This is a genomic window from Microbacterium sp. ACRRU, assembly GCF_022346945.1.
Taxonomy (GTDB): domain Bacteria; phylum Actinomycetota; class Actinomycetes; order Actinomycetales; family Microbacteriaceae; genus Microbacterium; species Microbacterium mcarthurae.
On record NZ_JAKRNI010000007.1, the window covers coordinates 58,322 to 71,824 of the forward strand.

A 13,503-nucleotide genomic window follows, 5' to 3' on the forward strand; every position below is an offset into this window, starting at 1 on the left:
CCATGACACCCGAAACGCCCCCACCCCTCCTCTCGGTCGTCGACCTGCACAAGTCCTACGGCCGCGGCTCGGCCCGCTTCGACGCCCTGCGCGGAGTCTCGCTCGACATCCGACGCGGCGAGAGCCTCGCCATCGTCGGCAAGAGCGGCTCCGGCAAGTCCACGCTGATGCACCTGCTGGCCCTCATGGACGCCCCGTCCAGCGGCACGGTCTCCCTCGACGGAACGGATGCCGCGACCCTCCGCGGCCGGCACCTGAACCGGACGCGCAACAAGACGTTCGGGTTCGTGTTCCAGCAGTTCTTCCTCACCCCGACCGCCTCGGTCCTCGAGAACGTCGTCCTCCCGCTCAAGATCGCGGGGGTCGGACGCGCCGAGCGCCGTCGCCGCGGCATGGCCGCGCTCGCGGAGCTCGACATGCAGGACAAGGCCAAGAACAAGGCCACGGCCCTCTCGGGCGGTCAGAAGCAGCGCGCCGTCATCGCGCGCGCTTTGGTCAACGACCCCCAGGTGATCTTCGCCGACGAACCCACCGGCAACCTCGACTCCGCCACGGGCGCCGTCGTCGAAGACATCCTGTTCCGCCTCAACCGCGAACACGGCATCACCCTGATCGTCGTCACTCATGACGACGATCTCGCGGCACGGTGCGACCGCCGCATCCAGATCCGCGACGGCGTGATCGTCGCCGAGGAGGGCCGGGCAGCATGAAGACCACAGACCTCGTCTCCTCCGCCTTCGCGAACACGTTCCGGTCGAAGACGCGCACGATCCTGACCGTCCTCGCGATCTTCGTCGGCGCCTTCACCCTGACCATCACGAACGGTCTGGGTACCGGCATCAACCGCTTCATCGACGACACCGTCGCCTCGATCGGCGCCTCGAACGTGCTCACGGTGTCGAAGTCGTCGGCCGCGGGAGCGGCATCCACGGGTCCGCAGAAGTACGACCCGGATGCCATCGCGACGGCGCCGACCGACCCCGGACGCCCCGGCGCGGTCAACCAGGTGTCCGCCCTGACCGACGAGGACATCACGGCCATCGCCGACATTCCCGGTGTCGAGGAGGTCACCCCCGTACGATCCGTGACGATCGATTACGTCCAGTACGGGGACGGCCAGCGCTACGTCGCGACCGCGGGCGGTCTGATCACAGGCCAGACCCCGCAGCTTTCGGCGGGTGCGGCGCCCGACGACGATGCCTCCGCGCGGGAGGTGGCTCTGCCGGCTTCTCTCGTCGAGCCTCTCGGTTTCGCTGATGACGCCGACGCCGTGGGGAAGACGGTGACGATCGCCGTGACCGATCCGGTCCGAACGCAGCACCTGGTGGAGGCCACGGTGACCGGCGTGACCGAGGAGGCTTTCGCCTCGACGGTGGCGCTGACGAACAACACCGCTCTGCAGGACGCGTTGTTCGACGCGCAGAACACCGGTGTCCCCGCTGACCAGCTGGACCGGTATGCCAGCGCGAGCGCTCAGGTGTCGCCGGCCGCAACGCCGGAGCAGATCGACGAGGTCACGGCCGCCCTCGAGGACGCCGGCTACACCGGCCGTACCGTCGCCGACCAGCTCGGAACGTTCAAGGCGGTCATCGATGGGATCGTGCTGGTGCTCAACGCTTTCGCGGTCATCGCGCTGCTGGCCGCGAGCTTCGGCATCGTCAACACGCTGCTGATGTCCGTGCAGGAACGCACCAGGGAGATCGGCCTCATGAAGGCGATGGGGATGGGGAGCGGGCGGATCTTCTCGCTGTTCAGCCTCGAGGCGGTCGTGCTCGGTCTGCTGGGGAGCGTCGTCGGCGCGGTCGTGGCGATCGGCGTAGGAACGGCGGTGAGTGCTCAGCTCACCGAGACTCTGTTCAGCGACCTTCCGGGCCTCCAGCTCATCGCGTTCGATCCGGCGTCGATCGTCGTGACGTCGCTGGCGATCATGGGCATCGCCTTCCTCGCCGGGAGCCTGCCGGCCGCGCGAGCGGCACGGGCGGACCCGGTGGAGTCGCTGCGATACGAGTAGACCCGACGGGGCGCGGAGCAACGGTCTCCGCGCCCCGCCTTAAGCGCGCGAATGCGCGGACGCCCGCGCGATCTGGTCCGCCGTCGGGGTTACCCCGGTGTAGCGCGCGAACTGGCCCGCCGCCTGCAACGCGATGATCTCCGCGCCGGTGATGACGTCCTTCCCCGCGGCGCGCGCGGCCCGAATGAGCGGCGTCTCTGCCGGAAAGGCCACCACATCGAAGACCGTGCGGGCCGCATCGACCTGCGCGGGAGAGAACGCCAGGGCATCGGCATCCGCTCCGTTCATTCCGAGCGGCGTGACGTTGACGATGATCGACGCCCCCGGTGCGGGATCGTCGGCGATCCACCGGAAGCCGTACGCCTCGGCGAGCGCGGGCCCGGCCTCGGTGTTGCGCGCGAGCACCGTGACGTCGGCGAAGCCGGCTCCGTGGAACGCCGCCACCACGGCCTTGGCCATGCCGCCCGAACCGCGAACGAGCACGGATGCCGTCGGGTCGAGGCGATGACTGTCGATGACGCTCGCGATGGCTTCGTAGTCGGTGTTCGAGGCCGTGAGCACGCCGCCGTCGTTGACGATCGTGTTGATCGACCCGATCGCCGCGGCGGAGGGCTCGATGTGGTCCACGAGCGGAATCACCGCCTCCTTGAAGGGCATGGACACCGAGCAGCCCCGGATGCCGAGGGCTCGGACACCGCCGATGGCGGCGACGATATCGGTCGTGGTGAATGCCTTGTAGACGAAGTCGAGGTCGAGCTCGGCGTAGAGGAAGTTATGGAACCGGGTGCCGATGTTGGAGGGGCGCCCCGCCAGAGAGATGCAGAGGACGGTGTCTTTGCTCAATTCGGGCATGGCGGGACGGTTCCTTTCAGGCAAGCGGAATGCCCATGCTACGGCGGGCCCGGCTGCCGTTCCGGGGTCGCGAGGGCGCCGCAGCCTCGCGGGAGTCCGAGCACCCTCCGACGGGACGGGACGGGGCAGGGCGAAGCGGGGCAGGGCGAGATCAGCGCCTGCCGGGACGACTCGGGGCAGGGCGAAGCGGGGCGGAGCAGATTGGCCGGATGAGGACGCGACGGAACTCAGAACGGAGCGGATTCAGCACGGGGCGGGGGTGACGGATCGGCGACGAACCGCACGGCCGGCGAGTACGGGAGCGGTTCATCGACGTAGACCCTTCCCGTCGGCGAGGTCCACTCGAGCACTCCCCCGGTGAGCTGTCTCACCCGCCATCGGGTGAACTGTTTCTGCGTGTGGTGCCTCTGACAGAGGTGGCTGAGGTTGCCGACGGCGGTCGGGCCGCCGAGCGCGGCGTCGTGGGTGTGATCGACCTCGCACCGGACGGCGGGAGCGGTGCATCCGGGCCACCGGCAGTGCCGGTCGCGGGCGCGCAGGTGGCGGTCGATCGCGGCGGTGCGCTGATACGTGTCGACGTGCAGCACCGCTCCGGTGACCGGGTGTGTGATGACGCGATCCCACGGCACCGACGTCGAGTCGGCGATCGCCCGCGCGGTCTCCGCCCCGATGGGACCGTGCCCGACGAGTGTGGCGGGGTCGAGGTTCTCGCCCTGGGTCTGGAGCATGGTCAGGGCCGGGACCACGACTTGCACTCGCGCTCGAATGGCCCCCAGCGTGCCGGGGCCGTCATCGCGGCGGGTCGGATCGGCCTCGGGTGCCGCCGTGAGCAGGAGGTCGGCGAGGATGTCGGCGCGCACCTGGTCGACGGTGCGCACGTCGACGCCGTCGGGCGCCTCACCCCCCGGGGGCACGACCGCCCCGTCGCCGACGGCTGTACCGGTCTCCTGGCGAGCACCCTCCCGCGGCGTCGGCACCGGGGCCGCGGGAGTCCGAGAATCGATGAGCGCGCGGCTCTGCTGGGTCAGACGGTCGTAGATTCCCTGCGCCAACACGGCCGGCAGGGTCGCGATGAGGTCGGACATCCCGTTCTCGCCCGGCACCACTCTCACGTTCCGCGTTGCGCGTCCCGCCCGGTGCCGCTCGCTGATCGTCGTCGGTTGCAGCCGTTCGGCCAAGGATGCGAGACGGGTCCGCAGACGTCCGGGGCTGAGGCCCTCGGCAGTGGCGACGGCGAGCACATCGAACTCGCCGCGCTTCTCTGCGGGCACCGGGCGGCCGGCATCCACGATCGCGCCCACGTGCGCGCGAGATATCGCCCCCGCCTCCCACGCGGCGAGCGTCGCCGGGTAATCGTCGACGAGCTCGACCGCGCGGCCGATCTGCGCCTGCACAGAGCGATCCGAGAGGTGCTCAGCCGCAGCGATCTCGGATGCCACCTCGCGCAACGCCATCTCTGCGGCTTTCGACGACGCGCGCTGACCGGCCATCGCGGAGAACGCGAGATGCCCGGCGCGAGCCAGTGCGCGAACCCGGCGAGCCTCGGCGGCGGCCAGCTCGGCGTCAGCCACGAGCATCTCGCTCAGCACCGACGCGAGGTCGTCGTCGCCGCCGCGGAATGGCGGCTCGGGGTTCGCGAAGTGCATGTCTGCATGCTAGCGAGGGCCTCCGACATTTCCGGCGCTCGAGGGGGCGAACGGGGACAACCCCCGAGTTCAACCGCTTGGGGAGGAGAGGCGCAGCCGAACCGCGCCGGTGACCGCCCCGCGCTCTCCCGGCATCCGCGTCCACTCCCGGGAGAGCGATCTCGGCCGGTCAGCGACTCGCCGCCGCGAACAGCGCCGGAGTCACACCCAGCACCCGCCGGAAGTGCCGTGTGAGGTGCGCCTGGTCGTGGAACCCGGTACGCGCGGCGACGTCGGCGGGGCGGCCTCCTTCCAGGAGCAATCTCCGTGCCGCGCCGACCCGCCGGGTCACGAGGTAGCGGTAAGGCGCGATCCCATACGTCTGCGAGAAGACGCGCACGAGGTGGCTCGGGTGGGCGCCGAGGTCCCGCGCCGCCGACGCGATCGTGAACGACTCGGCGAACCGGTCGTCGAGCAATCGACGCAGGCGCCGAGCCAGGGGCGCATCACGGGGTGTCGCAGCGGAGCGGCCGACGTGCGCCAGCACAGACTCCCGCACGGCGAGCAGGGCGTGCTCCGCGGCCATCGCCTCACCGGGATGGCGCAGGACGGAGTGGATGCGACGTGCCGCCGCCAGCGAGAATGCGTCGGTGAGCGTGGGTCGGCGCGCAACGAATTCGGCCACGCCTCCGGGAAGCCAGTCGGGCCGCACGTAGAGAACCCTCTTGCGATACCGCTCGCCACGGACGGCCGATCGCCCGTCGTGCGGAATTCCCGGCGGCAGCAGTGTGAGCGCCGAGGGAGCGGCGTGATGCGCCGATCCGTCGAGGGAATACGTCACCGCACCGCTGTCGACCAGCATGACCGCCCAATCGTCGTGCGCGTGCAGCGGGTAGGCGTGATCGAAACTGGCGTGATAGACCTCGCGCAGCAGGGGCACGTCAGGGTGCCAGGCACGGACACGATCGCCCATGCAAGAAACGTACAAGACGCCCCTCCGCGCCCGATCGATGCTGGACGAATGACCGCAGACACCCCCACCCCCGCGCCCGTATTCGACACCAAGATCGTCGTCGTCCTCGGAGAGGGCCTCGCGCCGTGGCAGGAATTGAACGTCACCGCATTCCTGCTGTCGGGGATAGCGACGAGTGAACCCGACCTCGTCGGCGAGCCCTACGTTGATGCCGACGGCGTGCGGTACCTGGCGATGCTCCGGCAGCCGGTTCTCGTCATGACCGCGAACGCCGGTCTGCTCGGTCGCGCCCGCGCCAAGGCGTCGGCCCGCGACGATGTCGCGCTGGCGATCTACACGCGTGACCTGTTCGGCACCCCGCACGACACCGCCAATCGCGCAGCAGTCGCGGCCGTGGCATCCGAGGCGCTGGATCTGGTCGGGATCGCGCTGCGCGGACCGCGCAACGTCGTCGACCGGATCGTGAAGGGAGCGGTGTTCCACGCCTGATGGGCATCACACCGGCGCTGCGGCCCCCTCGCGCCCGGCGCGCGAGTCGATGCGGGGGCGCCGCCCACGACGCCACAACAGCCACGCGCACAGGACCCCCTGGACCATGACGATGGCGCTGATGGTCGAGGCGATGATTCCCGCGGACTGGTCCGCGGCCGTGAGCAGATCGAACCCCGCGTGCCACAGCAGCACGGGCACGATGCTCCACCGCGCTCCCACCGTCATCCAGGCCAAGAGGTAGGACCCGCACACGAGCGCGAGCATCCAGCCGACGATCCCGGCGCCCATCGCCATGTAGGTCGGGTTGAAGAAGAACGCGGGCGCGTGCCACGCGATCCACACCGCGGCGACGACGAGCGCCGCCCAGAACACCGGCATCCTCTGCGACAGGGCCGGGAGGAGCCACCCTCGCCACCCCGCCTCTTCGCCGAGCCCGAAGGTCAGCACCCACACGAGAGCCACGGCCGGCCACGCCAACCCCGGCAGCTTCTCGGTCAGCCCGAACCCCGCCGCATCCGGCCATCCGCCCGTGACGAGGAGCACCGTCAGCCACGCGATCGCGAGGTAGGCCAGCGGCATCCCGACTCCCGCGATCCACCACACGCCGGGGAAACGTACCGAGAAGGTTCGGCGCGCCCACGCGGCGACTCCGCGCCACCCGTCCTCCCACCAGGCGGCAGCGACCGCACCGCAGAGGGGACCGAAGGATGCGAGGAAGAACGTCCACGGCATCGCCCCCAGACCGCCGGCCTGGGCAGCGATGAGGATCGGCGCCCAGATCGCCCACGTGACGGCGAACGCGACCAAAAGAAACACCGTGATGCCGCCGCGACGGGCGACGACGGTCGAGGGCGATGACATATCGAGACCTTCCTTCGGCGGAGTGCGGGCGCGGCGTCCCGTGCACCTCCGTGATATCGGGAAGACGCCCGTCACGGGTGGGACCAAAGACCTCGCGGGCGGCGATCACGGCCGGCAGGCGGGCTCATCGCCCCCGGTGGCGAGTGCGTCACCGCCTCGCGATCGGGCGAGGTGTCGCGCTCGGCTGACGCCGCGGACCCGGTACCCGCCGATGACCGGGCCACCACCAGGCCGCTCGGCCGAGCAAGGTCATCACAGCGGGGACGAACAGCAGCCGGATGACGGTGGCATCCACGAAGACGGCGACGGCGAGTCCGACACCGAACACCTTGATGACCGGGTTCGTGCTGAAGGTGAAGCTCAGGAAGACGGCGATCATGATGATGGCTGCCGCCGAGATCACCCCTCCCGTCTCGGCGAGGCCGCGCGTCGTCGCCGTGCGCGCATCTCCGCCGCGCAGCCACGCCTGCCGCATCGAGGTGAGGAGGAACACCTCGTAGTCCATGGAAAGCCCGAACAGAACGGCGAACAACATCATGGGCACGTAGGGGTCGAGAGGCATCGGGCCATCCAGGCCGAGCAGCTCGACGCCATGCCCCTCTTGGAACACCCACACCAGTACGCCGAAAGCGGCGGCGATGGAAAGGAGGTTGCAGACGGCCGCCTTGATGGGCAGCAGGATCGAGCGGAACGTGAAGGCCACGAGCACCATCGATAAGGCGACGACGGTACCGATGAGCCACGGCAGCCGCTCGGAGATGCGTTCGCTCAGGTCGGTGCGCGTCGCCACCGCGCCGCCCACGTGCGCGTCGACGTTCGACGCGGGGACGACCTCTGCCCGCAGCGCCGAAACCAGCTCCGCGGTCCGCGTGTCGCTCGGGCCGGTCGTGGGCGTCACCTGCATCGAGACGATGCCGTCGCGCGGCACGGGAGGCGACACCGCAGCGACGTCGTCGCGGCCGGCGATGTCGGCGGCGAGCTCTTGCCAGTCCGCGAGCGACTCTTCGCCCCCCTCGGCCACGAGCAGCAGAGTTGCGTTCTCCCCCGCCCCCCAGTATTCGGCCGTCAGGTCGAAGGACACGCGCTGGTTCGAGCCGGGAAGCGCGTCGCCCGCGCTCGACTGCCCGAATTGCAGAGCGAATGCCGGCAGTGCCAGGACGACGAGCACGGCGGCTGCCGACACACCCGCGATGACCGGATGCCGCGTGAGTCGCGGCGCCAGACGCTCCCACGCGCCGCGACGCGCGGCAGGGGCACCGGCGTCTGCGTCAGCGACGGCTCCCCCGCGGGCGGCGGCGTGCCCTTCCCCCACCGTCCCGACCGACGCGGGAGACACCGCGATGCGGTCGCGACGGGCGAGCGCCCGGTACCCGATCGCGGCCAGCACCGCTGGCGTGAGGGTGAGGGTCGCCGCGACGGCCACGACCACCACGATCGCCGTGGCGTACCCGAGCCAGGCCACGAACTCCACGCCGGAGATTGCGAGGCCCATCGCGCAGATGGCCACGGTGACCCCCGCCATCGCCGCGGCCTCCCCCGCCGTGTGTCCGGTCGTGGCCGCGGCCTCGACCGGGGGCAGCCCCTCCTTCAGCGCTGTACGGAACCGCGACAGGAGGAACAGGGTGTAGTCGATGCCCACGCCGAGCCCGATCATGATCGCGAGGGTCACGGCGCTCTCGGAGATCGTGTACCCGTGACTCAGCAGCCAGATGGACCCGACCCCGCCTGCGACCGCAATGATGCCGGTCGCAACAGGTGCGAGCGCGGCGAGGGCGGAACCGAGGGCGACGAACAGGACGATCAGGGCAGCGATCACACCGACGAGTTCGCTGTTCACGCTGCCCGCGCGATCGAGTTGCGTTCCCAGCGGGGCGCCGATCCCCACCTCGAGCCCCGCGGAGCGGGCGGGATCGAGCGCCGCATCCACATCCTGTTGCCACACGCGTCCCTGTTCCTTCGGGTCACCCACGACCGTCAGCATGAGCGCGTCGCCACCCTCGGCGAGGGTGCCGGCGCGCGTCGCCGTGACGGGGTCGGTCAACGGGTTCGCTACCGACTCTCCTGTCGCGGCTTCGAGACGGTCGATCACGTCCTGCACGACGTTCTCCTGCGCGGAGAGATCGGGCCCCGCCAGAACGATGCGGCTGGTGGGCGCGGGGTCCTCCCCCGCGCCCGGATCTGCTGCTTCGAGAAGATCTGCTGCGGCCTGGCTGTCTGATCCGGTGACCTCGAGATCGTCCTGCAGAGCCGGGCCGACGAGGTAAGCGCTTCCGAACAGCGCACCGACCGCGATGACCCACGCAGCGATCGTCAGCCAGCGGCGGCGCGCGCACACCCGCGCGAGGGAGGAGATGAGGCGTTTCATGTCAGCCTTCCTGGTCGGAGGGTTCGGAGGGAGGGGGATCGGAAACCTCGGGGGATGCCGACGGGTCCAGGCATTCGCGTACCGCCGCGAACCCGTTGCCGGCTGTCGCGCCGTCGTCGTCACGTGTGAGCGGCAGGCCGGCGGAGAGCTCGACAGCCCCCGAGCGGAACTCGACATCGCTCACCCGGACTCCGGGCAGCGCGAGGGGGATGCCATCCAGCAGACGCTCGGCAACGTCGGCGCCCTCCCCTCCTCTGCCGGAGAGCAGGGAGAGGGCTCGCTCCGCGGGGAGAGAGATGCCGGCCGCGCTCACGGAGTCCGCCACGAGGCGCCATCCCGCCCCGTCGTGCTGCGCCACGAGCAGCACCTCGACCGTCACGGGAGCACCACGGAGCGAGCGTTCCACCGATACCAGGACTCCGCCCGCGACGGTGCGGACCGTCAGGTCCTGGTCCGTGCGGCACCGCGCGACGGCGTCCAGCGCCGCATCCGTCACGGTGACGCGCACCGCGATCGACCCCGAGATCAGCTGCCCGAGGGCGAGGCCGTCGACGGGTGCGATCGAGACGCCCGGGAGGGAGCCGCTCACGGACGCCGTACGCGCGGTGAGCTGCTCACGCGCGACGACCTCCCCGACGACGAGACCTGACACCGAGACGAGCGCAACAGCGGCGCCGGTCCAGATCCAGGCTCCGGCACGTTTCGAGACCATGCCCCCATGCCAGCGGACAGACCTCTCGGGAATCGGACGCTGTCCTGACGATCGGCTGACGAATCAGCCGGATGCCGCGGACGGCAGACGCACTGTCACGCGCGTTCCGGCCCCCGGTTCCGATTCCAGCGTGACATCGCCCCCGTGCGCGATGACGATCGCTTCGACGATCGCGAGCCCCAGACCGCTGCCCGCCGTGCGGTCCCCGTGACGAACCGCTCGAACGCATGGTCGCGCAGGTCGGGGGGCATTCCGACGCCGTCGTCGTCGACGACGAGGACCGCAACGTCACCCGCCCGGTGCACGTCGAGCGTGATCGACGCGTCGGCGCCGGCATGCCGGAGGGCGTTCCCGACGAGGTTGCGGACGAGCTGGGCGAGCGCGTGCGGGTCGCCGTCGACCGCGACGGGACCGTCCGCCACGAGCGCCACGGCGGCATCGGGTGCGAGAAGCGCCGCATCTTCGACGGCGGCCCGACACGCCTCGAGCAGGTCGACCCGATCGCGCACGGGCGACGTCGCCTCACTGCGCGCGAGCTGGGCCAGACGGTCGACCAGGACGCGCATCCGCTCCGATTCTTCCGAGACACTGCCGAACGCCCGCTCGGTCGTTTCGGCATCGTCGGGACGCTGGAAGTGCAGCTGGGCCCAGCCCTGGATCTTCGTCAGGGGCGTCCGCAGCTCATGCGACGCGTCGGCGACGAACGTGCGCAGCCGACGCTCCGTGGCATCCCGTCGGCCGTCCAGCCGTTCGATCGCGCGGGCCACGCTCTCGGTCTCGCCGAACTCCCCGGCGGGCGAGACGGCGAGCGCGGCCAGATCCGACCGCTCGACGCGGTCGACGAGCACTGTCAGCGACCGCGTCGTGCGTGAGACCACCAGCGTCACGACCACTCCCGCCAGCACCAGGACGACCGCCAACACAGCCAGGGCGGCCAGCGCGAGCGCGGTCACCAGGCGGTCGGCTGCCTCCATCCCCACACCGACCAACGCCGTCGCGACAGGCGTCGTCGCTCCGTCGTCGTACGCCGTGCCGGGGGGAAGGTCGACGCGCGCGAACATCACGCTGCGGCCGGCGATCTCGGCACGGGCCGTCTCCTCGCCACTCAAGGAGCCCGCAACCCGTGCGAGGTCCTCGAAGGGCGTCGCGGTATCCGCTGACGCGGCGACCAGGTCACCCTCGGCGTCCAAGAGCGCCACCACCGTCGATCCGACGTTGGCGGCCCGCAGTTGCGCATCATCGATGACGAGGCCGTCCTGCCCGACTCGCGGCCACGTGGTCACGGTCTGCGCCGTCACACGCACGTGTGTCTCTGCGGTGCGCAGGGTGATCAGGCGGACGCCCAGGACGCTCGCTATCGCGAGGACGACCCCGGCGACGGCGACGACCACGAGGATGCGACGACGCAGCGTCCGCACCATCGAGGGACGCCCGACCGCGGTCATCACGGCTCCACGCGCAGGCAGTAACCGAAGCCCCGCACGGTCTGGATGAGCGGCTGACGCCCGGCATCCACTTTTCGGCGCAGCGTGGAGACGGCCTTCTCCACGACCTCACCGCTGCCGCCGAAGTCGTAGCGCCACACGTGGTCGAGCAATTGACCGCGCGAGAGGACACGCTCGGCGTTCTCGAGCAGGAATCGCAGCAGGCGCAGTTCGGTCGGGGTCAGGGGCACGATCTCACCGCCGCGGCGGACGCGCTGGCCGGCAAGGTCGAGTTCGAGGTCGGCATAGCGCAGGACGTCGGGGTCGCCGGCCGGTGTCCCCCGGCGCCGCACCGCATCGATGCGGGCGAGCACTTCGGACACGTGGAACGGCTTGGTCAAGAAGTCGTCGGCTCCGAGTCGAAGTCCGGCGACTCGCGCCTCGACGTCGTCGACGGCGCTGAGCATCACGATCGCGGCCGACGGCGCCGCCGCCCGAAGTGCCGTGACGATCTGCACCGCGTCGACGTCGGGCAGCACCCGGTCGAGCAGGATGGCGTCGTATTCGTCCGCACGAGCCAGGCGCAGTGCCTCCGCACCGGTCGCTGCGCTCGCCACAGTTCGACCGGGCGCGGCGAGGACCGACGCCAGCAGGACGCGAATGCCCTCATCGTCATCGACGACGAGCACCCGCGTGGGTGCATCGTCGTTCTTGCGCGCGGCCATGACCTCGATGCTAGGGGCGCGACCAGGACGAGTACCGCCACCCGGCCGCGAGTGCGGCACGCCCGGTCCCGCCGCTGCGGGGTCGGGCGCCAACGCCCGACCCCGCCTCCTCACATGGTGGCCAGGAGATCCTCCATCGTGGCGATCTCCTCCACCTGCGATTCGACGATCGTGCGGGCCAGATCGACGACGTCGGTGTTCTGTCCCTCGTTCACCTCGTCATGCGCCATTTCGACGGCGCCGCGGTGATGCTCGATCATCTGCTCCAGAAACAGCCGGGAAGCATCGAGGCCCTCGGCGGCTTCGAGTGCCTCCATGTCGGAAGCCGACATCATGCCGCCCCCGTGCTCCATGTCGCCCATACCGTCCATGGACATCCCCCAGTCGCGCAGCCAGCCCTCCATCCGATCGATCTCTGGCTGCTGTGCGGCCTTGATCTGCTCTGCCAGGGCGACGACGCGCTCGTCGACACCGCTCTTGGACAGGAGCGTGTCCGACATCTCCACGGCCTGCTGGTGGTGCGGAATCATCATCATGACGAACATCACGTCGGCATCCGAGGCATCCGCCGCGGGGCTCTGCGTCGTGGTGGCTCCCGAGCCGTGGTCCATGCCGGGCATGGAGCCGGATCCCCCTGTGCCGGAACACCCCGCCAGGGTGAGGATCGCCGTCAGGGAAAGTGCGGCCGTGGCCGCGAAGCGCTTCTTCATCTCTCTCGTTTCTGTCGTTGTGCCCGCCGAGCGGGCCGTGTGCAGTGCCTTCCGTCGGGACGGGGCAGCACTCACGTACGACTGATGCAGAGAGTGGTGAGGGAAGGGGGCGGCAAAGAGCGAAGCACCAAGCGCCGCCGAGCGAGAGCCGCGCTCACGATAGCGAGGTCGTCTCGGTGACGGGAACGTGCTCCGACCACCACCATCGCGATGACCGTGACGAGCAGTCCCAGGACGCACGCCATCCATGCCGTCGACGAATCTGACGGACACCCGGCGCACACGGGGCCCGCCGTCGCTTCGAGGGGTCGGACATCGACCGCCGCGTCGACGGATCGGGGGTCCTGCGCCCTCTCGCCATGGTCGGGGGCGACGGCCCCGGTTCCGTGGTCTCCGTGGTCGCCGGCGACGGTCGCGTGATGTCCGGCGACGGTCCCGTGATGTCCGGCGATCGTCCCGTGGGTGTTCAGCACATGCATGGACAGGAGCCCGACGGTGATCGCCGCCGCGATCAGAAACCCGGCGAGCAGGGAGAATCGCCGCGTTCGCGCGGCGCGCACATCCTCAGCGATGGCGAGTAACGACATCCCGGCCTCCCTTCACCAGGGTAACGACGCCGCGGGCGCCGTCGGGCCGCGCGGGCTGTCGCCCTCGGCATCGGCGGGACCGCCGTGACCATGGACGCTCCGCAAGGTCGTTCCCTCCGCCCGGGATCGTCCTCCTATCGCGCCCTGCCATGACCCGAGGACGGGG

The 13,503-nt window shown here is 70.4% G+C and carries 12 protein-coding genes and 1 pseudogene; 3 read left to right on the top strand and 10 right to left on the bottom strand.

The genetic code is table 11. The features are described 5' to 3' along the window. Window positions 1-2: 2 nt before the first annotated feature. A complete protein-coding gene (locus tag MHY30_RS05955; RefSeq protein WP_239275958.1) occupies window positions 3-710 on the top strand; it encodes an ABC transporter ATP-binding protein in 708 nt (235 codons plus the stop codon). Next, window positions 707-2,011 (top strand): ABC transporter permease, encoded by a 1,305-nt coding sequence (locus MHY30_RS05960; protein WP_239275959.1) that lies wholly within the window; start codon window positions 707-709, stop codon window positions 2,009-2,011. The genes MHY30_RS05955 and MHY30_RS05960 overlap by 4 nt, the downstream gene beginning before the upstream one ends. Before the next feature lie 39 nt (window positions 2,012-2,050). Here MHY30_RS05960 and MHY30_RS05965 read toward each other — a convergent pair whose 3' ends face one another. The 3 genes from MHY30_RS05965 to MHY30_RS05975 all read right to left on the bottom strand — a co-directional run bounded on the left by MHY30_RS05965 (window position 2,051) and on the right by MHY30_RS05975 (window position 5,461). Further along, window positions 2,051-2,863 carry a shikimate 5-dehydrogenase gene (locus MHY30_RS05965; protein ID WP_239275960.1) on the bottom strand — a complete coding sequence of 271 codons (813 nt, stop codon included), beginning with the start codon at window positions 2,861-2,863 and terminating at the stop codon, window positions 2,051-2,053. A gap of 227 nt (window positions 2,864-3,090) precedes the next feature. After that, window positions 3,091-4,509 (bottom strand): HNH endonuclease signature motif containing protein, encoded by a 1,419-nt coding sequence (locus MHY30_RS05970; RefSeq protein WP_239275961.1) that lies wholly within the window; start codon window positions 4,507-4,509, stop codon window positions 3,091-3,093. A 169-nt stretch (window positions 4,510-4,678) separates the two neighbouring features. After that, a complete protein-coding gene (locus MHY30_RS05975) occupies window positions 4,679-5,461 on the bottom strand; it encodes an AraC family transcriptional regulator (protein WP_239275962.1) in 783 nt (260 codons plus the stop codon). 48 nt (window positions 5,462-5,509) lie between these two features. Between MHY30_RS05975 and MHY30_RS05980 the strand changes: the two genes are divergently transcribed. Further along, window positions 5,510-5,950: a DUF2000 domain-containing protein gene (locus tag MHY30_RS05980; protein ID WP_239275963.1), complete on the top strand. Its 441-nt coding sequence runs from the start codon at window positions 5,510-5,512 to the stop codon at window positions 5,948-5,950. Between the two features lie 6 nt (window positions 5,951-5,956). On the opposite strand, the gene MHY30_RS05985 is transcribed toward MHY30_RS05980, so the two are convergent. The 7 genes and pseudogenes from MHY30_RS05985 to MHY30_RS06015 form a co-directional block, all read right to left on the bottom strand. Then, a complete protein-coding gene (locus tag MHY30_RS05985) occupies window positions 5,957-6,814 on the bottom strand; it encodes a CPBP family intramembrane glutamic endopeptidase (RefSeq protein ID WP_239275964.1) in 858 nt (285 codons plus the stop codon). A 148-nt stretch (window positions 6,815-6,962) separates the two neighbouring features. Continuing rightward, entirely contained in the window at window positions 6,963-9,179 is a 2,217-nt protein-coding gene (locus MHY30_RS05990; RefSeq protein ID WP_239275965.1) for an MMPL family transporter, read from the bottom strand. Window position 9,180: 1 nt separating this feature from the next. Then, a complete protein-coding gene (locus MHY30_RS05995) occupies window positions 9,181-9,891 on the bottom strand; it encodes a DUF2993 domain-containing protein (protein WP_239275966.1) in 711 nt (236 codons plus the stop codon). 63 nt (window positions 9,892-9,954) lie between these two features. Continuing rightward, window positions 9,955-11,336 (bottom strand): annotated as a pseudogene (locus MHY30_RS06000) (sensor histidine kinase). Then, window positions 11,336-12,040, bottom strand: a complete 705-nt coding sequence (locus MHY30_RS06005) for a response regulator transcription factor (protein WP_239275968.1) — start codon at window positions 12,038-12,040, stop codon at window positions 11,336-11,338. The pseudogene MHY30_RS06000 and the gene MHY30_RS06005 overlap by 1 nt, the downstream one beginning before the upstream one ends. 110 nt (window positions 12,041-12,150) lie before the next feature. Continuing rightward, a complete protein-coding gene (locus MHY30_RS06010) occupies window positions 12,151-12,750 on the bottom strand; it encodes a DUF305 domain-containing protein (RefSeq protein WP_239275969.1) in 600 nt (199 codons plus the stop codon). Between the two features lie 71 nt (window positions 12,751-12,821). Beyond that, window positions 12,822-13,337: a hypothetical protein gene (locus MHY30_RS06015; RefSeq protein WP_239275970.1), complete on the bottom strand. Its 516-nt coding sequence runs from the start codon at window positions 13,335-13,337 to the stop codon at window positions 12,822-12,824. Window positions 13,338-13,503: the final 166 nt, after the last annotated feature.

Coding starts and splice junctions, on each gene's coding strand:
- MHY30_RS05955 (WP_239275958.1), top strand. CDS start 3: ATGACACCCGAAACGCCCCCACCCCTCCTCTCGGTCGTCGACCTGCAC.
- MHY30_RS05960 (WP_239275959.1), top strand. CDS start 707: ATGAAGACCACAGACCTCGTCTCCTCCGCCTTCGCGAACACGTTCCGG.
- MHY30_RS05965 (WP_239275960.1), bottom strand. CDS start 2,863: ATGCCCGAATTGAGCAAAGACACCGTCCTCTGCATCTCTCTGGCGGGG.
- MHY30_RS05970 (WP_239275961.1), bottom strand. CDS start 4,509: ATGCACTTCGCGAACCCCGAGCCGCCATTCCGCGGCGGCGACGACGAC.
- MHY30_RS05975 (WP_239275962.1), bottom strand. CDS start 5,461: ATGGGCGATCGTGTCCGTGCCTGGCACCCTGACGTGCCCCTGCTGCGC.
- MHY30_RS05980 (WP_239275963.1), top strand. CDS start 5,510: ATGACCGCAGACACCCCCACCCCCGCGCCCGTATTCGACACCAAGATC.
- MHY30_RS05985 (WP_239275964.1), bottom strand. CDS start 6,814: ATGTCATCGCCCTCGACCGTCGTCGCCCGTCGCGGCGGCATCACGGTG.
- MHY30_RS05990 (WP_239275965.1), bottom strand. CDS start 9,179: ATGAAACGCCTCATCTCCTCCCTCGCGCGGGTGTGCGCGCGCCGCCGC.
- MHY30_RS05995 (WP_239275966.1), bottom strand. CDS start 9,891: ATGGTCTCGAAACGTGCCGGAGCCTGGATCTGGACCGGCGCCGCTGTT.
- MHY30_RS06005 (WP_239275968.1), bottom strand. CDS start 12,040: ATGGCCGCGCGCAAGAACGACGATGCACCCACGCGGGTGCTCGTCGTC.
- MHY30_RS06010 (WP_239275969.1), bottom strand. CDS start 12,750: ATGAAGAAGCGCTTCGCGGCCACGGCCGCACTTTCCCTGACGGCGATC.
- MHY30_RS06015 (WP_239275970.1), bottom strand. CDS start 13,337: ATGTCGTTACTCGCCATCGCTGAGGATGTGCGCGCCGCGCGAACGCGG.